10 protein-coding genes, 25 tRNA genes, 3 rRNA genes, 1 pseudogene and 1 riboswitch are annotated in these 19206 nt (G+C 39.8%); of the genes and pseudogenes, 36 read left to right on the forward strand and 3 right to left on the reverse strand.

Annotated elements, in window-relative coordinates; genetic code table 11:
• Positions 1–171: 171 nt before the first annotated feature.
• The 33 genes from BR50_RS08015 (at position 172) to BR50_RS08175 (ending at position 12221) form a co-directional block, all read left to right on the forward strand.
• Positions 172–435: a CidA/LrgA family protein gene (locus BR50_RS08015; protein WP_245792762.1), complete on the forward strand. Its 264-nt coding sequence runs from the start codon at positions 172–174 to the stop codon at positions 433–435.
• 121 nt (positions 436–556) lie between these two features.
• The gene (locus tag BR50_RS08020; RefSeq protein ID WP_034547728.1) at positions 557–1261 is read left to right on the forward strand and encodes an LrgB family protein; all 705 of its coding nucleotides are present in this window, start codon (positions 557–559) and stop codon (positions 1259–1261) included.
• 98 nt (positions 1262–1359) lie between these two features.
• Complete coding sequence (locus tag BR50_RS08025) at positions 1360–2319, forward strand: IS30 family transposase (protein ID WP_034545409.1); 960 nt, start codon at positions 1360–1362, stop codon at positions 2317–2319.
• A 56-nt stretch (positions 2320–2375) separates the two neighbouring features.
• Complete coding sequence (locus tag BR50_RS08030; protein WP_034547730.1) at positions 2376–3494, forward strand: lactate oxidase; 1119 nt, start codon at positions 2376–2378, stop codon at positions 3492–3494.
• A gap of 269 nt (positions 3495–3763) precedes the next feature.
• Positions 3764–4294, forward strand: coding sequence for a GNAT family N-acetyltransferase (locus tag BR50_RS08035; RefSeq protein WP_034547731.1), 531 nt, complete (start codon positions 3764–3766; stop codon positions 4292–4294).
• A gap of 544 nt (positions 4295–4838) precedes the next feature.
• Positions 4839–6400 (forward strand): 16S ribosomal RNA (locus BR50_RS08040).
• Positions 6401–6625: 225 nt separating this feature from the next.
• A 23S ribosomal RNA gene (locus BR50_RS08045) occupies positions 6626–9546 on the forward strand.
• Positions 9547–9635: 89 nt separating this feature from the next.
• Positions 9636–9751: ribosomal RNA gene (rrf, locus tag BR50_RS08050) — 5S ribosomal RNA — on the forward strand.
• The 16S, 23S and 5S rRNA genes sit together here with 25 tRNA genes alongside, the layout of an rRNA operon.
• A 22-nt stretch (positions 9752–9773) precedes the next feature.
• Positions 9774–9849 (forward strand) — tRNA-Val (locus tag BR50_RS08055).
• Between the two features lies 1 nt (position 9850).
• Positions 9851–9923 (forward strand) — tRNA-Lys (locus BR50_RS08060).
• 40 nt (positions 9924–9963) lie between these two features.
• Positions 9964–10045 (forward strand) — tRNA-Leu (locus BR50_RS08065).
• A gap of 33 nt (positions 10046–10078) precedes the next feature.
• A tRNA-Thr gene (locus tag BR50_RS08070) sits at positions 10079–10151 on the forward strand.
• Between the two features lie 7 nt (positions 10152–10158).
• Positions 10159–10230 (forward strand) — tRNA-Gly (locus tag BR50_RS08075).
• A 50-nt stretch (positions 10231–10280) separates the two neighbouring features.
• Positions 10281–10369: transfer RNA gene (locus BR50_RS08080), tRNA-Leu, on the forward strand.
• A gap of 3 nt (positions 10370–10372) precedes the next feature.
• A tRNA-Arg gene (locus tag BR50_RS08085) sits at positions 10373–10446 on the forward strand.
• A gap of 26 nt (positions 10447–10472) precedes the next feature.
• Positions 10473–10546: transfer RNA gene (locus tag BR50_RS08090), tRNA-Pro, on the forward strand.
• 11 nt (positions 10547–10557) lie between these two features.
• A tRNA-Ala gene (locus BR50_RS08095) sits at positions 10558–10630 on the forward strand.
• A gap of 29 nt (positions 10631–10659) precedes the next feature.
• Positions 10660–10733, forward strand: a tRNA-Met gene (locus tag BR50_RS08100).
• An 18-nt stretch (positions 10734–10751) separates the two neighbouring features.
• A tRNA-Ile gene (locus BR50_RS08105) sits at positions 10752–10825 on the forward strand.
• 37 nt (positions 10826–10862) lie between these two features.
• Positions 10863–10952 (forward strand) — tRNA-Ser (locus BR50_RS08110).
• 25 nt (positions 10953–10977) lie between these two features.
• A tRNA-Met gene (locus BR50_RS08115) sits at positions 10978–11050 on the forward strand.
• A gap of 37 nt (positions 11051–11087) precedes the next feature.
• Positions 11088–11160 (forward strand) — tRNA-Asp (locus BR50_RS08120).
• A gap of 5 nt (positions 11161–11165) precedes the next feature.
• Positions 11166–11236, forward strand: a tRNA-Gly gene (locus tag BR50_RS08125).
• A gap of 8 nt (positions 11237–11244) precedes the next feature.
• A tRNA-Ile gene (locus BR50_RS08130) sits at positions 11245–11318 on the forward strand.
• A 31-nt stretch (positions 11319–11349) separates the two neighbouring features.
• A tRNA-Ser gene (locus tag BR50_RS08135) sits at positions 11350–11437 on the forward strand.
• 22 nt (positions 11438–11459) lie between these two features.
• A tRNA-Glu gene (locus BR50_RS08140) sits at positions 11460–11531 on the forward strand.
• A 47-nt stretch (positions 11532–11578) separates the two neighbouring features.
• Positions 11579–11668, forward strand: a tRNA-Ser gene (locus tag BR50_RS08145).
• A gap of 25 nt (positions 11669–11693) precedes the next feature.
• A tRNA-Met gene (locus tag BR50_RS08150) sits at positions 11694–11766 on the forward strand.
• Between the two features lie 36 nt (positions 11767–11802).
• Positions 11803–11875, forward strand: a tRNA-Asp gene (locus BR50_RS08155).
• Between the two features lie 15 nt (positions 11876–11890).
• Positions 11891–11963: transfer RNA gene (locus tag BR50_RS08160), tRNA-Phe, on the forward strand.
• Positions 11964–11974: 11 nt separating this feature from the next.
• Positions 11975–12045 (forward strand) — tRNA-Gly (locus tag BR50_RS08165).
• A gap of 11 nt (positions 12046–12056) precedes the next feature.
• Positions 12057–12130, forward strand: a tRNA-Ile gene (locus tag BR50_RS08170).
• Positions 12131–12149: 19 nt separating this feature from the next.
• Positions 12150–12221 (forward strand) — tRNA-Glu (locus tag BR50_RS08175).
• A gap of 70 nt (positions 12222–12291) precedes the next feature.
• Here BR50_RS08175 and BR50_RS08180 read toward each other — a convergent pair.
• On the reverse strand, positions 12292–13251 hold the full coding sequence (locus BR50_RS08180; RefSeq protein WP_034547732.1) for an IS30 family transposase: 960 nt from the start codon (positions 13249–13251) through the stop codon (positions 12292–12294).
• A 331-nt stretch (positions 13252–13582) separates the two neighbouring features.
• On the opposite strand from BR50_RS08180, the pseudogene BR50_RS12990 reads away from it, so the two are divergent.
• Positions 13583–13790 (forward strand): annotated as a pseudogene (locus BR50_RS12990) (IS30 family transposase); the annotation flags it as partial.
• A 201-nt stretch (positions 13791–13991) separates the two neighbouring features.
• Positions 13992–14333, forward strand: a complete 342-nt coding sequence (locus tag BR50_RS08185; RefSeq protein WP_034547733.1) for a zinc ribbon domain-containing protein YjdM — start codon at positions 13992–13994, stop codon at positions 14331–14333.
• Between the two features lie 293 nt (positions 14334–14626).
• Here BR50_RS08185 and BR50_RS08190 read toward each other — a convergent pair whose 3' ends face one another.
• Entirely contained in the window at positions 14627–15586 is a 960-nt protein-coding gene (locus tag BR50_RS08190) for an IS30 family transposase (protein ID WP_034545409.1), read from the reverse strand.
• A 1211-nt stretch (positions 15587–16797) separates the two neighbouring features.
• Positions 16798–16885, forward strand: a riboswitch (SMK box riboswitch).
• On the opposite strand from BR50_RS08190, the gene metK reads away from it, so the two are divergent.
• On the forward strand, positions 16883–18073 hold the full coding sequence (gene metK / locus BR50_RS08200) for a methionine adenosyltransferase (protein ID WP_034547735.1): 1191 nt from the start codon (positions 16883–16885) through the stop codon (positions 18071–18073). (Overlaps the previous riboswitch by 3 nt.)
• 220 nt (positions 18074–18293) lie before the next feature.
• On the opposite strand, the gene BR50_RS08205 is transcribed toward metK, so the two are convergent.
• Positions 18294–18932 (reverse strand): phosphatase PAP2 family protein, encoded by a 639-nt coding sequence (locus tag BR50_RS08205; RefSeq protein ID WP_034547737.1) that lies wholly within the window; start codon positions 18930–18932, stop codon positions 18294–18296.
• Positions 18933–19206 lie beyond the last annotated feature (274 nt).

The raw sequence follows: 19206 nt of genomic DNA on the forward strand, positions 1-19206 counted from the left end.
TCCTCCTTTGAAATATTGTGAAAGTGTTATCATAAACAAACGCTATACAATCATATGTTATCATAAATTATATTTATGATAACATAAAAAAATGCTATTTTCTAAATAAAATCAAACATGCTATAGTTAGTTTATTGAATGCGCTTACAAAAAAGAGAGGATATGAAATTTTTGAAAATAATCAAACAACTTTCTTGGATTTTCTTGTTTTCCTTTTTAGGAGAAGTGATTTCTACTTTAAGTGCTTCATTTATTGCGATTCCAGGAAGTGTTATCGGGATGGTTTCTTTATTCTTTGCTTTACATTTTAAATGGATCCGCATCAAGCAAGTAGATGAAGTTGGAACATGGTTAACAGATAATATTGGTATTTTCTTCGTTCCGGCTGGTGTTGGACTAATGTCTAACTTTGGTGTCTTGGCCAGTACGTGGTAGCAGCTGCTGATTATTATGTCAGTGACAATGACTCTCATGATAGGATTTGTCGGAAAAGTTGTACAAACAATAAAATGGCGTACTGAGAAAGACGTATTAGTGGAGAAGGGAGATAGAACTAATGCTTGACAGTATTTTAAATAGACCACTTTTGTGGATCGCTTTGACAGTTGTCTTGTACTTACTATCCGCTAGGCTGAAGGAGAAGTGGCCAAATCCATTATTTACACCATTAGTATTTGCGATCATCGTCATCATAATTCTGCTTTTAGTAACGGGTATCTCACTTGAAACTTATAATATAGGCGGACAATTTTTTAGTTTGTTTGTTACCCCAGCTACAGTTGCTTTAGCAATCAAGTTGGAAAAGAATTTTGTTTATTTGAAAAAACATTACACGGCAATCTTAACAGGAATATTTTCTGGCGTTATTTTCCATACGATCATGATCTATGCTTTCGCCTTGTTGTTCCAATTTGACCAGAACATAGCGGCGACGCTGATTCCAAAATCGATCACAACAGCGATTGCAGTTGGCGTTTCGGGTTCTCTAGATGGGATCGTCTCTCCAACTGTGGCCTTAGTTGTTTTCACTGGAGTAACCGGAGCCGTTGTCGGTCAAACAGTTTTCAAATTGTTCAATATTACTGATTCAGTTGCTCAAGGGGTTGCCTTGGGAAGTTCATCCCACGCAATGGGAACCGCAAAAGCCATTGAAATGGGAGATGTTCAAGGTGCTATGTCTGGACTGTCAATTGTTGTTACAGGAATTATCGTAGTTATACTAGCACCATTAACCGTACCAATCACAAATTTACTATTTTAATTTACGTCGATTGTAAGATTAAGCTATACAAATAAAAAAGCCATTCGTGATACACTCTAATTGTATTTCCAACCACAGAAAACAAGGAGTGATCACGAATGACCTATACCCATATTACCATGGATGAACTAGTGATGATAGAAGCTTATTACCACCAAGGTGTTCCAGTTGCTAAAATAGCTACTTACTTGAATCGTACTCGTACACCGATTAATAATGTTATCAGGTTCTTCAAAGCAGGACACACAGCTTTCGACCATTACCTACGGTATAAAAAAAACAAGAAACAGTGTGGACGCAAAAAAATTGATTTACCAAAAGAACAACAGCTTTATATCAAGGGAAAAGTAGCTGAGGGCTGGACGCCGGATGTCATTATTGGCCGTAAAGAAATGACAATAGACTGTTCCGTACGAACACTTTATAGGCAGTTTAAAGAAAGAATATTCGATGAAGTTACACTCCCGATGAAAGGGAAAAGAAAACCTAACGGACATCAAGAACGTAGAGGTAGACAAGCTTATAAACGAAATATCTCTGAAAGAATAATAGACTATCCCACATTTAAAGAAGAGTTTGGTCATATCGAAGGAGATACCATTGTAGGTGTTCACCACAAAAGTGCGGTTATTACTCTAGTAGAGATTTTATCAAAAGCTATCATTACCTTAAAGCCCAAAGGGCGTAAAGCCTGCGACATTGAGAATGCCATGAATCAATGGTTCCAAGCCATACCAAAAAATTTATTCAAATCCATTACGTTTGATTGCGGAAAGGAGTTTTCCAACTGGAAATCTTTGTGCAACCAACATGATGTCGCTATTTACTTCGCTGATCCTGGAACGCCTTCACAACGAGCTTTAAATGAGAATTCTAATGGACTTCTTCGAAAAGATGGATTGCCAAAAAAAATGGATTTCAACGAAGTTGACCAGACTTTCGTATCATCTGTTGCACACAAACGAAATAACATTCCAAGGAAGTCACTAAATTACCAAACACCGTTGGAAGTTTTTATGAGTTATATGGATGAAGATAGTTTGTATAGCTTAATTTGACAAATCAGATTATTTTAAACTTTAAAAAATATGATTTAAAAGGATGGTAGAAAATTATGGCAGATGAACAAACTATTAAATATGATGCACCAACAGTAGAACAAGAAATTGAAGTTATAAGCACTTATCGGCTTGAAGAAAAAGCTAGAGAAGTAGTTCCTAAAGGTGGTTTCGATTATATTTCGGGTGCTTCCGGAGATGAGTTCACCTTAAAACAAAACAATGAAGCTTGGTCTCATAAAGGGATTCTACCTAGAGTACTAGCTGATGTCGAAAATCCTGATACATCAACCTCTATCTTAGGGCATGATCTTAAAGTACCTTTCATTATGGCGCCAATTGCAGCACATGGTCTAGCTCATGTTACTAAAGAAGCGGGGACAGCCAAAGGAATTTCTGAATTTGGTGGAACAATCATGTCGATCAGCGCTTATTCAGGAGCATCTTTTGAAGAAATTGACAAAGGCTTAAAAGGGAATCCTCGTTGGTTCCAAATTTACATGAGTAAAGATGATGAAATGAATAAAAATATCCTAGACGAAGCAAAGGCAGATGGTGCTACAGCAATCATCTTAACAGCAGATGCAACATTAAGCGGCAATCGCGAAAAAGATATGTTAAATAAATTTGTTTATCCATTCGGTATGCCAATTGTATCTCGTTACTTGACTGGATCAGGTAAGAATATGTCGTTAAACAATATTTACGCTCAATCGAAGCAAAAAATCAATCCTGCAGACGTAAAATTCTTAGCTGAATACTCAGGACTACCAATCTTCGTTAAAGGGATTCAATCTCCTGAAGATGCTCTACTAGCGATTGGTGCTGGAGCTGCTGGCATCTGGGTATCGAATCACGGTGGTCGTCAGTTAGATGAAGCACCAGGTTCATTTGACACGTTAGCTGAAATTTCTAAAGCGGTCGCTGGTCGCGTTCCAATCGTATTCGACAGTGGAATTAGACGTGGAGAACATATCTTCAAAGCTATAGCAAGTGGTGCTGACATTGTCGCTGTAGGCCGTCCAGTACTATATGGATTAGCTCTTGGTGGATGGAAAGGTGTTAAATCGGTTTTGGAATATTTTGAAACAGACTTGAAACGCGTGATGCAATTAGCTGGAACACAAACGATCGAAGATGTGAAAAAGGCTCATTTGTTTGATATCAAAAAATAAAAGCTTATGATGCAATATCACTGGTACCCGTATTGGTACCAGTTTTTTTGTGTATGGACTCAGCATGAGCGTTAATCTAATAGTAAAATATTGTTATAGACTTACTAGAGAGAATTTTAATGAAAGAATAAAATTCAAATAATATAGAGTCGTAATGAATGCTCATAATAAAAACATATTGAATAGTAGTATTTTTTTATAGTAAAGTATTGTAATAACGAAAAATCAAATATAAGCTTCTAGTATCATATAGAAGAAAGGGGAATAATATGAGCGATAATTTTAGGTTTCATCAAGCAAGACCTGAAAACATTAAGATGATCGATAAGTTGCTTAAAGAAGCCGCACTATGGTTAAAAGCAAAAGGATCTCTACAATGGAATGGCATCCTTGAAGGAAAAGATAATCATGATACAGCAAGTGCTATCAATAGAGGAGAAGTATTTTATGGAACACGGAATGATGAATTAGTTGGGATGTTGATATTATGGGATCGCCAAAGTGAATGGGATGCTGCTTTATGGGGAGAGGATCATGGCGATGATTTTTACTATCTTCATCGATTAAACATAAAAAGAGACAAAGCTGGAAAAGGGAATTCGCATTTAATGATCAATGCAGCAAAAGAATACGCTCGTAAAGAGCAAAAAAAGGCTCTTCGTTTAGATTGTATTGCTGATAACGAGTTTTTAAATCAGATGTATCTCAAAGAAAAATTCAAGTTTATCGATTGTAAAGAAAACTTTAATGCTGGGGAACAACAAAATGACTTCAATTTATATCAATATAGGATAGAATGAATTTAAAAAAAGCGAACGATTATATAAAATGATTTTTTATAGATCGTTCAATTTGTTTGTTTCATATAGAAGTAATACAAATTAAAATACAAGGAAATGGTAAAATATACGCTTTTTTAAAAAAAACAAAAAAAACAATATCTTTTTATTGACCAGTAACAAAAAAATTGTTATAGTAATTGATGTTGCTAAGAGAGATAAGCGATATTCATAATAACGTTTGAAAATTTATTGTAAAAATAATGTTGACAAAACGTAAAAAAATATGTTAATCTATCTAAGTCGTACATGAATTAAACGAGTAAGCAAATGGATAAATATTCAATTAAAAAAATATTTTTTCAAAAATTTGTTGACAAGTTGAAAATCAACTGCTATAATTTAGAAGTTGTCATGAACTGATGCAACGCACTTTAGACCTTTGAAAACTAAACAAAGTAAGATGAAACAAATGTGAGGGTGACTTAGCAGTGCTAAGTCAACAGTAACAAAATTAGTGAATAATTATTCGCTAGCAATTCAATAATGAGCTTCAAGCATCATTTTATATGAGAGTTTGATCCTGGCTCAGGACGAACGCTGGCGGCATGCCTAATACATGCAAGTCGAACGCTTTGACTTCACCGGGTGCTTGCACCCACCGAAGTCAAGGAGTGGCGGACGGGTGAGTAACACGTGGGTAACCTGCCCATAAGAGGGGGATAACATTCGGAAACGGATGCTAATACCGCATATTTCTAAACGTCACATGACGAATAGAAGAAAGGTGGCTTCGGCTACCGCTTATGGATGGACCCGCGGCGTATTAGCTAGTTGGTGAGGTAATGGCTCACCAAGGCGATGATACGTAGCCGACCTGAGAGGGTGATCGGCCACACTGGGACTGAGACACGGCCCAGACTCCTACGGGAGGCAGCAGTAGGGAATCTTCCGCAATGGACGAAAGTCTGACGGAGCAATGCCGCGTGAGTGAAGAAGGTTTTCGGATCGTAAAACTCTGTTGTTAGAGAAGAACAAGGATGAGAGTAACTGCTCATCCCCTGACGGTATCTAACCAGAAAGCCACGGCTAACTACGTGCCAGCAGCCGCGGTAATACGTAGGTGGCAAGCGTTGTCCGGATTTATTGGGCGTAAAGCGAGCGCAGGCGGTTCTTTAAGTCTGATGTGAAAGCCCCCGGCTCAACCGGGGAAGGTCATTGGAAACTGGGGAACTTGAGTGCAGAAGAGGAGAGTGGAATTCCACGTGTAGCGGTGAAATGCGTAGATATGTGGAGGAACACCAGTGGCGAAGGCGACTCTCTGGTCTGTAACTGACGCTGAGGCTCGAAAGCGTGGGGAGCAAACAGGATTAGATACCCTGGTAGTCCACGCCGTAAACGATGAGTGCTAAGTGTTGGAGGGTTTCCGCCCTTCAGTGCTGCAGCTAACGCATTAAGCACTCCGCCTGGGGAGTACGACCGCAAGGTTGAAACTCAAAGGAATTGACGGGGACCCGCACAAGCGGTGGAGCATGTGGTTTAATTCGAAGCAACGCGAAGAACCTTACCAGGTCTTGACATCCTTTGACAACCCTAGAGATAGGGCTTTCCCTTCGGGGACAAAGTGACAGGTGGTGCATGGTTGTCGTCAGCTCGTGTCGTGAGATGTTGGGTTAAGTCCCGCAACGAGCGCAACCCCTATTATTAGTTGCCAGCATTCAGTTGGGCACTCTAGTGAGACTGCCGGTGATAAACCGGAGGAAGGTGGGGATGACGTCAAATCATCATGCCCCTTATGACCTGGGCTACACACGTGCTACAATGGATGGTACAACGAGTCGCAAAGTCGCGAGGCTAAGCTAATCTCTTAAAGCCATTCTCAGTTCGGATTGTAGGCTGCAACTCGCCTGCATGAAGCCGGAATCGCTAGTAATCGCGGATCAGCACGCCGCGGTGAATACGTTCCCGGGTCTTGTACACACCGCCCGTCACACCACGAGAGTTTGTAACACCCGAAGTCGGTGAGGTAACCCTTTTGGGAGCCAGCCGCCTAAGGTGGGACAGATAATTGGGGTGAAGTCGTAACAAGGTAGCCGTATCGGAAGGTGCGGCTGGATCACCTCCTTTCTAAGGAATATAACGGAAACCCACACATTCATCTTATCTTTGTTTAGTTTTGAGAGGTCTAATCTTCTCAATCTTTTTAATCGAAACACCTTGTTCTTTGAAAACTGGATAAAGTTAAAAATCGTAATTTAAGTAAGAAACCAGAAACACACCGAAATTTTTAAATAATAAGTTTTTTAAGGTTCTCATCGAAAGATGAGTATTAAACATTAACGATTAACCATAGGTTAAGTTAATAAGGGCGCACGGTGAATGCCTTGGCACTAGGAGCCGATGAAGGACGGGACTAACGCCGATATGCTTTGGGGAGCTGTAAGTGAGCTTTGATCCAAAGATTTCCGAATGGGGGAACCCAGCATCTTTGATAGGATGTTACTGCTGACTGAATACATAGGTCAGTAGAGGTAGACGCAGAGAACTGAAACATCTAAGTATCTGCAGGAAGAGAAAGAAAAATCGATTCCCTGAGTAGCGGCGAGCGAAACGGGAATAGCCCAAACCAGAAAGCTTGCTTTCTGGGGTTGTAGGACTGAACATATAGAGTCATAAATGAAGTTGGTAGGAGAAGCGACCTGGAAAGGTCTGCCGAAGAAGGTAAAAGCCCTGTAACCGAAACCAATTTCACTCTGATCAGTATCCTGAGTACGGCGGAACACGAGAAATTCCGTCGGAATCCGGGAGGACCATCTCCCAAGGCTAAATACTCCCTAGTGACCGATAGTGAACCAGTACCGTGAGGGAAAGGTGAAAAGAACCTCGGAAGAGGAGTGAAATAGCCCCTGAAACCGTGTGCCTACAAATAGTTAAAGCCCGTTAATGGGTGATAGCGTGCCTTTTGTAGAATGAACCGGCGAGTTACGATCACATGCGAGGTTAAGTTGATGAGACGGAGCCGTAGCGAAAGCGAGTCTGAATAGGGCGAATGAGTATGTGGTCGTAGACCCGAAACCAAGTGATCTACCCATGTCCAGGTTGAAGGTGCGGTAATACGCACTGGAGGACCGAACCCACGTATGTTGAAAAATGCGGGGATGAGGTGTGGGTAGCGGAGAAATTCCAATCGAACTTGGAGATAGCTGGTTCTCTCCGAAATAGCTTTAGGGCTAGCCTCGGAATTAGAATCATGGAGGTAGAGCAACTGTTTGGACTAGGGGCCCTTCTAGGGTTACCGAATTCAGATAAACTCCGAATGCCATTGATTTATATCCGGGAGTCAGACTGCGAGTGATAAGATCCGTAGTCGAAAGGGAAACAGCCCAGACCACCAGCTAAGGTCCCAAAGTTTATGTTAAGTGGAAAAGGATGTGGAGTTGCTTAGACAACTAGGATGTTGGCTCAGAAGCAGCCATCATTTAAAGAGTGCGTAATAGCTCACTAGTCGAGTGACCCTGCGCCGAAAATTTACCGGGGCTAAACATAACACCGAAGCTGTGGATAGAACCATTGGTTCTATGGTAGGAGAGCGTTCTAAGGGCGTTGAAGCTAGATCGTGAGGACTAGTGGAGCGCTTAGAAGTGAGAATGCCGGTATGAGTAGCGAAAGACGGGTGAGAATCCCGTCCACCGAATGACTAAGGTTTCCTGGGGAAGGCTCGTCCTCCCAGGGTTAGTCGGGACCTAAGTCGAGGCCGAATGGCGTAGACGATGGACAACAGGTTGAGATTCCTGTACCAGTTTGTTTTGTTTGAACAATGGAGGGACACAGTAGGCTAAGGAATACGTGCTGTTGGATATGCACGTCCAAACAACAAGTTTTGAAGTGAGTCAAATGCTTGCTTCTTTAAGAACAAGTTGTGATGGGGAGGGAAATTAAGTACCGAAGTTCCCGATGTCACACTGTCAAGAAAAGCTTCTAGTTAGAAACAAACTGCCCGTACCGCAAACCGACACAGGTAGTCGAGGAGAGAATCCTAAGGTGTGCGAGAGAACTCTCGTTAAGGAACTCGGCAAAATGACCCCGTAACTTCGGGAGAAGGGGTGCTGACCAATTGGTCAGCCGCAGTGAATAGGCCCAGGCGACTGTTTATCAAAAACACAGGTCTCTGCAAAATCGTAAGATGACGTATAGGGGCTGACGCCTGCCCGGTGCTGGAAGGTTAAGAGGATGGGTTAGCTTTAGGGCGAAGCTCAGAATTGAAGCCCCAGTAAACGGCGGCCGTAACTATAACGGTCCTAAGGTAGCGAAATTCCTTGTCGGGTAAGTTCCGACCCGCACGAAAGGCGTAACGATCTGGGCACTGTCTCAACGAGAGACTCGGTGAAATTATAGTACCTGTGAAGATGCAGGTTACCCGCGACAGGACGGAAAGACCCCATGGAGCTTTACTGCAGTTTGATATTGAGTGTTTGTACAGCTTGTACAGGATAGGTAGGAGCCAATGAAGCCAGGACGCCAGTCTTGGTGGAGGCGTTGGTGGGATACTACCCTTGCTGTATGACCACTCTAACCCACAGCCCTTATCGGGCTGGGAGACAGTGTCTGACGGGCAGTTTGACTGGGGCGGTCGCCTCCTAAAGTGTAACGGAGGCGCCCAAAGGTTCCCTCAGAATGGTTGGAAATCATTCGCAGAGTGTAAAGGCATAAGGGAGCTTGACTGCGAGACCTACAAGTCGAGCAGGGACGAAAGTCGGGCTTAGTGATCCGGTGGTTCCGTATGGAAGGGCCATCGCTCAACGGATAAAAGCTACCCTGGGGATAACAGGCTTATCTCCCCCAAGAGTCCACATCGACGGGGAGGTTTGGCACCTCGATGTCGGCTCATCGCATCCTGGGGCTGTAGTCGGTCCCAAGGGTTGGGCTGTTCGCCCATTAAAGCGGTACGCGAGCTGGGTTCAGAACGTCGTGAGACAGTTCGGTCCCTATCCGTCGCGGGCGTAGGAAATTTGAGAGGAGCTGTCCTTAGTACGAGAGGACCGGGATGGACACACCTCTGGTGTACCAGTTGTTCTGCCAAGGGCATTGCTGGGTAGCTATGTGTGGACGGGATAAACGCTGAAAGCATCTAAGCGTGAAGCCCCCCTCAAGATGAGATTTCCCATCACGTAAGTGAGTAAGACCCCTGAGAGATGATCAGGTTGATAGGTTGGAAGTGGAAGTATAGCGATATATGGAGCGGACCAATACTAATCGGTCGAGGACTTAACCAAAGATTTAAACGGTGATAGACGGTCAATGAACGAAAACGATTTTTAACTTATCCAGTTTTGAGAGAATAATGTTCTCTTGATTGAAATTGTGTGGTGATGATGGCAAGAAGGTCACACCTGTTCCCATGCCGAACACAGAAGTTAAGCTTCTTAGCGCCGATGGTAGTGAAGGGTTTCCCTTTGTGAGAGTAGGACGTTGCCACGCAAATTCAATTGTTTTTTTATATGGAGGTTTAGCTCAGCTGGGAGAGCATCTGCCTTACAAGCAGAGGGTCGGCGGTTCGATCCCGTCAACCTCCACCATGAGTCATTAGCTCAGTTGGTAGAGCATCTGACTTTTAATCAGAGGGTCGCAGGTTCGAATCCTGCATGACTCATAGCTAATCATGCAAATATGTTTAGTTATGCCATATTTTTGCGGGTGTGGCGGAATTGGCAGACGCACTAGATTTAGGATCTAGCGTCGTAAGACGTGGGGGTTCAAGTCCCTTCACCCGCACTGTTTTTATTGAATGACTGAAGTATTCCTTTAGCCGGCTTAGCTCAGTTGGTAGAGCATCTGATTTGTAATCAGAGGGTCGAGGGTTCAACTCCTTTAGCCGGCATTCTTTTGCGAAAGTAGTTCAGTGGTAGAACATCACCTTGCCAAGGTGGGGGTCGCGGGTTCGAATCCCGTCTTTCGCTTACTAGGTTGACTAGTAAAATCATTCATAAAAATGATAAACTGTTCTAATGCCGGGGTGGCGGAACAGGTAGACGCACAGGACTTAAAATCCTGCGGTGAGTGATCACCGTGCCGGTTCGATTCCGGCCCTCGGCACCATACGCACCCATAGCTCAATTGGATAGAGTACTTGACTACGAATCAAGGGGTTAGAGGTTCAAGTCCTCTTGGGTGCATTTCTTTTGAAAGAAAGAATTAACAACGGGAAGTAGCTCAGCTTGGTAGAGCACTTGGTTTGGGACCAAGGGGTCGCAGGTTCGAATCCTGTCTTCCCGATTTTTAAATCAGGGGCCTTAGCTCAGCTGGGAGAGCGCCTGCCTTGCACGCAGGAGGTCAGCGGTTCGATCCCGCTAGGCTCCACTTTTTTAAAAAATCATCACTTTTATTATGGCGGTGTAGCTCAGCTGGCTAGAGCGTCCGGTTCATACCCGGGAGGTCGGGGGTTCGATCCCCTTCGCCGCTATTGTTTTTTTAAGATCTTGGACCTTTAGCTCAGTTGGTTAGAGCAGACGGCTCATAACCGTCCGGTCGTAGGTTCGAGTCCTACAAGGTCCATTAATCGGTTGAGATTAAAGTAACCTTGTATTGTTATGGAGGATTACCCAAGTCCGGCTGAAGGGAACGGTCTTGAAAACCGTCAGGTGTGTAAAAGCACGCAAGAGTTCGAATCTCTTATCCTCCTTTTTTAAATGATTCATTAATATTATCGCGGGGTGGAGCAGTTGGCAGCTCGTCGGGCTCATAACCCGAAGGTCACAGGTTCAAGTCCTGTCCCCGCAATTTATCTTTTTTTAAAAGATAGTTTTAAATGCAAAAAGGTCTCGTGGTGTAGGGGTTAACATGTCTGCCTGTCACGCAGAAGATCGCGGGTTCGATTCCCGTCGAGACCGTTTTTGCGAGTGTAGTTTAGTGGTAAAACCACAGCCTTCCAAGCTGTTGATGCGGGTTCGATTCCCGCCACTCGCTTTTTTTATGGGCCTATAGCTCAGCTGGTTAGAGCGCACGCCTGATAAGCGTGAGGTCGATGGTTCGAGTCCATTTAGGCCCATTGAATAAATTGATATTTAGTTTTAGTTTTTGGGGAAGTACTCAAGTGGCTGAAGAGGCGCCCCTGCTAAGGGTGTAGGTCGTTAACGCGACGCGAGGGTTCAAATCCCTCCTTCTCCGTATTTTGTTTTCATAAATTTTAGACCCGTTGGTCAAGCGGTTAAGACACCGCCCTTTCACGGCGGTATCACGGGTTCGATTCCCGTACGGGTCATTTACAATTTTGTCTAATTTAATAGTTCATCATTGTATCAGTCTTATGGAGGATTACCCAAGTCCGGCTGAAGGGAACGGTCTTGAAAACCGTCAGGTGTGTAAAAGCACGCAAGAGTTCGAATCTCTTATCCTCCTTTTTTAAATGATTCATTAATATTATCGCGGGGTGGAGCAGTTGGCAGCTCGTCGGGCTCATAACCCGAAGGTCACAGGTTCAAGTCCTGTCCCCGCAATTTATCTTTTTTAAAAGATAGTTTTAAATGTAAAAAGGTCTCGTGGTGTAGGGGTTAACATGTCTGCCTGTCACGCAGAAGATCGCGGGTTCGATTCCCGTCGAGACCGTTCAATTAAATAGTTGGCCCGGTAGCTCAGTCGGTAGAGCACTTGATTGAAGCTCAAGGTGTCGGCAGTTCGATTCTGTCCCGGGCCATTTCTTTTAATGCAGGTGTAGTTTAGTGGTAAAACCACAGCCTTCCAAGCTGTTGATGCGAGTTCGATTCTCGTCACCCGCTTTTTTTTTTTTGGGCCTATAGCTCAGCTGGTTAGAGCGCACGCCTGATAAGCGTGAGGTCGATGGTTCGAGTCCATTTAGGCCCATTGTACTAATGAAAATATAGACCCGTTGGTCAAGCGGTTAAGACACCGCCCTTTCACGGCGGTATCACGGGTTCGATTCCCGTACGGGTCATCAAATAATTAAACGAAAAGAGATTGGAGAAAATTATCTGGTCTTTTTTTTTGTTTAATTATCTGATTTGTCAAATTAAGCTATACAAACTATCTTCATCCATATAACTCATAAAAACTTCCAACGGTGTTTGGTAATTTAGTGACTTCCTTGGAATGTTATTTCGTTTGTGTGCAACAGATGATACGAAAGTCTGGTCAACTTCGTTGAAATCCATTTTTTTTGGCAATCCATCTTTTCGAAGAAGTCCATTAGAATTCTCATTTAAAGCTCGTTGTGAAGGCGTTCCAGGATCAGCGAAGTAAATAGCGACATCATGTTGGTTGCACAAAGATTTCCAGTTGGAAAACTCCTTTCCGCAATCAAACGTAATGGATTTGAATAAATTTTTTGGTATGGCTTGGAACCATTGATTCATGGCATTCTCAATGTCGCAGGCTTTACGCCCTTTGGGCTTTAAGGTAATGATAGCTTTTGATAAAATCTCTACTAGAGTAATAACCGCACTTTTGTGGTGAACACCTACAATGGTATCTCCTTCGATATGACCAAACTCTTCTTTAAATGTGGGATAGTCTATTATTCTTTCAGAGATATTTCGTTTATAAGCTTGTCTACCTCTACGTTCTTGATGTCCGTTAGGTTTTCTTTTCCCTTTCATCGGGAGTGTAACTTCATCGAATATTCTTTCTTTAAACTGCCTATAAAGTGTTCGTACGGAACAGTCTATTGTCATTTCTTTACGGCCAATAATGACATCCGGCGTCCAGCCCTCAGCTACTTTTCGCTTGATATAAAGCTGTTGTTCTTTTGGTAAATCAATTTTTTTGCGTCCACACTGTTTCTTGTTTTTTTTATACCGTAGGTAATGGTCGAAAGCTGTGTGTCCTGCTTTGAAGAACCTGATAACATTATTAATCGGTGTACGAGTACGATTCAAGTAAGTAGCTATTTTAGCAACTGGAACACCTTGGTGGTAATAAGCTTCTATCATCACTAGTTCATCCATGGTAATATGGGTATAGGTCATTCGTGATCACTCCTTGTTTTCTGTGGTTGGAAATACAATTAGAGTGTATCACGAATGGCTTTTTTATTTGTATAGCTTAATCTTACAATCGACGTTATAAAAGGTTTCATCAAAAAAGATAGTTTTATCTTTTAAATCGAGTGTAGTTCGGATACAATTATTATGAGACATATGAATTTTCCTTTCTAGTGAGTTGTCGTGACTTTATTCTAACTGGAAAATTCATCTGTTTCTATTTTTTTGTAAAAAAATTGGTGTGAATGAATTTTTTCATCCACACCAAAAATTATACAGCCGATTCCTCTCACCAACGTCCTTTATTGTATAATCCTTAAAAGAAAGCCATACAGCCCTTAAGTATTACTAACAGTACAAAGAAAAAAAGATGTTGTGGGCGTCACAGAATCGTTCTCCCAAAGAAACAATGGGCTTACATCAAAGATAGAGTCGCTCAAGGTTGGAGTCCTAATGTCATTGTCGGTCGGGCAGAAGAGTCCATTAAGTGTTCCGTTAGTACCCTTTATCGCCAATTCCAAGAAAATCATTGAAGTATCAAACACCATTGGAAGTATTCTTGAGTTACATGGATGGAGATAGTTTGTCTAGCTTAATTTGACAAATCAGAAAACAAATAAAATTCTACTTAAACAGATGCAATATATAAAATGAAAATATGCGTTGCCAATCCATTAAGGGTATGCCATTATATAGGTAACGATAGTCATTGGAGGAGAGAATACATGTCTAACTTACCAAATTGTCCAAAATGTAATTCAGAATACACTTATCAGGATGGTAATCTTTTTGTTTGCCCAGAATGCGGCCACGAGTGGGGAGTAGATTCAATTATTGAAACAGATAAAAGTAAAAAAGAGTTCAAAGATGCACATGGAAATAAATTAATCGATAGAGATTCAGTAATTGTTATTAAAGATCTTAAAGTAAAAGGGACTTCCAGTGTTGTAAAAAAAGGAACCAAAGTAAAGAATATTCATTTGGTTGACGGTGATCATGATATTGATTGTAAAATCGAAGGTATTGGTGCTATGCAATTAAAAACGGAATTTGTAAAAAAAGCTTAATGTCAGTGAAGAAAAACAAACTAAGGCCATTTCATTTAGCTTAAATGGCCTTTTTTTTTTTGAAATATGAGGAAAATCTCTTTTTAATTTGAATGTTTTTTATTCAAATTAGATTCTCTTTTCTATAATTTATACAATTCTTTTTATTTGATACTAATTTACAAGGGAGAACATGATTATTACAATAATGGAATAAATAATGATATGCATAATGCCATAGTTTCGATACTTTAATTATATAAGATGGTACCCTTTTTTGTTTAGGTTAAATCATTATTTTACTATCTGATTTGTCAAATTAAGCTATACAAACTATCTTCATCCATATAACTCATAAAAACTTCCAACGGTGTTTGGTAATTTAGTGACTTCCTTGGAATGTTATTTCGTTTGTGTGCAACAGATGATACGAAAGTCTGGTCAACTTCGTTGAAATCCATTTTTTTTGGCAATCCATCTTTTCGAAGAAGTCCATTAGAATTCTCATTTAAAGCTCGTTGTGAAGGCGTTCCAGGATCAGCGAAGTAAATAGCGACATCATGTTGGTTGCACAAAGATTTCCAGTTGGAAAACTCCTTTCCGCAATCAAACGTAATGGATTTGAATAAATTTTTTGGTATGGCTTGGAACCATTGATTCATGGCATTCTCAATGTCGCAGGCTTTACGCCCTTTGGGCTTTAAGGTAATGATAGCTTTTGATAAAATCTCTACTAGAGTAATAACCGCACTTTTGTGGTGAACACCTACAATGGTATCTCCTTCGATATGACCAAACTCTTCTTTAAATGTGGGATAGTCTATTATTCTTTCAGAGATATTTCGTTTATAAGCTTGTCTACCTCTACGTTCTTGATGTCCGTTAGGTTTTCTTTTCCCTTTCATCGGGAGTGTAACTTCATCGAATATTCTTTCTTTAAACTGCCTATAAAGTGTTCGTACGGAACAGTCTATTGTCATTTCTTTACGGCCAATAATGACATCCGGCGTCCAGCCCTCAGCTACTTTTCCCTTGATATAAAGCTGTTGTTCTTTTGGTAAATCAATTTTTTTGCGTCCACACTGTTTCTTGTTTTTTTTATACCGTAGGTAATGGTCGAAAGCTGTGTGTCCTGCTTTGAAGAACCTGATAACATTATTAATCGGTGTACGAGTACGATTCAAGTAAGTAGCTATTTTAGCAACTGGAACACCTTGGTGGTAATAAGCTTCTATCATCACTAGTTCATCCATGGTAATATGGGTATAGGTCATTCGTGATCACTCCTTGTTTTCTGTGGTTGGAAATACAATTAGAGTGTATCACGAATGGCTTTTTTATTTGTATAGCTTAATCTTACAATCGACGCTATAAAAAAAGAAATCATTATCCCCACAAAAAAGTGAGAATAAAGATTTCTTTTTTATTTTTTACTGAGACTTTTGTCCTAGCCTCTTTCCTACTACATTTCGTTTTTATTTAAGTAACATGAATGAGTAGAATAATACTAAGGGCTATAAAAAAAGAAATTGAATAGAGTTGTAAAGTCCTTTGTTTAATTTTTGAAGGAATTGTTTCTTCTTTAGAGAAGAGAGATCGGATAAGTTTAATAGCAAAAGGTAAGGTAAGTAGAAAGATAAAGGTTGATTTTTTGAAAATAGGGATAAAAAAAATTAAGCTTACTAGGTAAATTGACACTAACAAGCATAAAAAGATTAGATTAAATCTTTTTGCGTCTAAAAAAATGGTATTTGTTTTATTTTCATCTGAGTGTTTGGTAATTTCTGCATAGTTTAGTTGAAGCTTTCCCAACTCTACTAAAAATAGAGTTAAAATTAAAGGTATACTCCAATAAAAAAGAGTGATGGGGATGAAATTTGCTTGGATATAAAAACTTAAATAGGTTAGGATCCCTCCTTTGAATACGCTGGAAACAACCAATGTTAACCAAGAGTAGCCATGTCTGACTAAGTAGAGTTGTGAGTGTATCACTAAGCTATAGAAAAAACAAAGTAAACCTGCTAAGGGATGGATCGTATATGAAAAATAATAAATGAGCGATAAGTTGATCAATTCAAAAATAATAAAAGGGAGATGATTAAATGAAAGAGTTGTTTTGGTTGATTCAAATAAAAAGTTTCCTAATAAATGGTTTATAAAAATAAAACTATACAATAGAAAGAAACGGATGAAATTATGCTGGGTATATTGACTAGCGTAAATAGTGCCTACAAGTAAATAGGATAAGGGAATTAGAAATGTTAATAATAAAGGATGATAGAGATAATGAATGATCATTTTATAAATAGATTGCACCAATGAAAAACTCCTTTTAATTGCTTAATTATTCTTATTTTACCTAAAATAGGCAGTAGGGTACAGGTAAATAAATAATAAGCGAAATGAACTGATAAGAAAGCAAAGAGTTATTTATCAAATTTGATGGATTTAATATTAATGAATCATAAATTATGGTAAAATAGTTAAGGTTTGCAAATCGGATTCCCGAGAGGATTCACTTTTACAGTGGAGAAGCCTTGTAACCGAAAAATTAAAGGGGGAACAAATGAATGACAGAAAGAAAATTATTTACTTCTGAATCCGTTTCAGAAGGACATCCAGATAAGATGGCGGATCAAATCAGTGATGCGATATTAGATGAGATTTTAGCAAAAGACCCTGATGCAAGAGTTGCTTGTGAAACAGCTATAACAACAGGACTTGTATTAGTAATGGGAGAAATCTCTACAACGACTTATGTGGATATCCAAAAAACAGTGAGAGATACGATTCGCAATATAGGGTACACAAGAGCTAAGTTTGGATTTGATGCAGATACCTGTGCAGTAATTGTTTCTATTGATGAACAATCAAGAGATATTGCCCAAGGTGTGGATGATTCCTTAGAATCTAAAGAAACAAATCAAGATGAATTAGATCAAATTGGTGCAGGTGACCAAGGTTTAATGTTCGGTTTTGCAATAAATGAAACACCTGAACTAATGCCCTTACCTATTTCATTGAGCCACCGTTTGACGAAACGTCTTTCTGTTGTTCGAAAAGAAAAGATAGTTTCTTATTTGAGACCAGATGCAAAAGCGCAAGTTACGGTTGAATATGATGAAAATAACAAACCATTGCGTGTGGATACGATTGTTATCAGTACTCAACATCATCCAGATGTTACCTATGATCTATTGAAAAAAGATATGATCGAATTAGTAATCAAACATGAAATTCCTAGTGAATTACTAGATGAAGATACTAAGTACTTTATTAATCCAACGGGGCGCTTTGTTATAGGCGGACCGCAAGGAGATGCCGGATTAACTGGGCGTAAAATCATCGTTGATACTTATGGCGGTTATGCCCGTCATGGTGGTGGAGCATTCTCTGGAAAAGATCCTACAAAAGTAGATAGATCAGCAAGCTATGCAGCTCGGTATATCGCAAAAAATATTGTAGCTGCCGGATTTGCAGATAAATGTGAAGTTCAATTAGCCTATGCAATAGGTGTTGCATATCCTGTGTCTATTGCTATTGATACATTCAATACAGGAACAGTTGCAGAATCTCGCTTGATCGAAGCAGTACGTGCTATTTTTGATTTAAGACCAGCAGGTATTATCAAAATGCTAGACTTGCAAAGACCTATTTATAAACAAACCGCAGCGTATGGACATTTTGGACGTACTGATATTGATTTAACTTGGGAACATACGGACAAAGTTGATGGTTTAAAAGAATTTTTAGCCAAGTAAAAGAATAAGATGTAAAAAAGAAAGCCCAATGATATTTAATCATTGGGCTTTCTTATTTTTTAATTGAAATGAGGGAAAAGGAGCACTTTCGAGCACATCTAATTCCTCTTTACGTTCTATAAACGATTGAATCAGTTAGGGCTATTTTATCACATATTATTATATATTGGATCAGTAGAAAGAGAGGGATCATTTTCAGTTGAATCTTTTCGCGATAAGATTATCGGATAAAAGCAGCGAAAAGAGATAACCAAGAGCCTGCTAAGAAAAAACCTGCAATTACATCAGAAGGAAAATGAACTCCTAAATAGATTCGACTGATACCAACAGTAATAATGATGACTGTCGCCAAAAGACAAGCTAACAATCTGATCCAATTTCTTCGAGTTAAGTGAAAAACCAGTAAAACAATCCCTCCATAACAAATTAAGGCAGCCATAGAATGGCCGCTGGGAAAGCTGTACCCACCCTGTAAAACAAGATGTTCAATGGTTGGGCGCGTTCTTTGGAAAATGAGTTTAACAAGTTGGTTTAATAACCCGGCTCCTATAACAACATGAAAAATATAGGAATATGCAATTTTAGGATCTTTCTTTCTCAAAATAAAGTAAAGACTGACAAGAAGAGTTATTAAAATAATAACGTTAGTTCCTCCCATATCGGTTACAAAGGAATAAAAAGCCGTTCTTTTAGGAGATAGGTTAGTTAAAATAGGATTTGAAATAAATTGATCAAATGTATTAAGCCATTCTGTTTGCTGTGTTACTCCAAAAGCAAATAGGCTAAAAGGGATAAGTAGTAATAGACTGATAAAAAAATAATTTGTAGTGTAAAAAGGTTTGCTCGAAAAAAATCTCATATTTTTGCCTCAGACTTTCTATAAAATAATTTGTAAATTAAATAAAGAGATGATCGTAAAAAACAGTTTAGCATATCTAATGTATAGAATAAACTGAAAAAAGGTGCTACTGCACTAAAAAGATGTGTTATATAAATATAAATTGCTTTATAACCATAAACCATGTTACGTTTGTGTAACGTATATTAAAAAATAGAATTCTAATTAGGTTAACCTTTCATTATAAGTTTGTTAAAGATATAATAAAATAGCAATAGTATTATAAAAATTATCT

It is taken from the genome of Carnobacterium alterfunditum DSM 5972, assembly GCF_000744115.1.
Taxonomy (GTDB): Bacteria; Bacillota; Bacilli; order Lactobacillales; family Carnobacteriaceae; genus Carnobacterium_B; species Carnobacterium_B alterfunditum.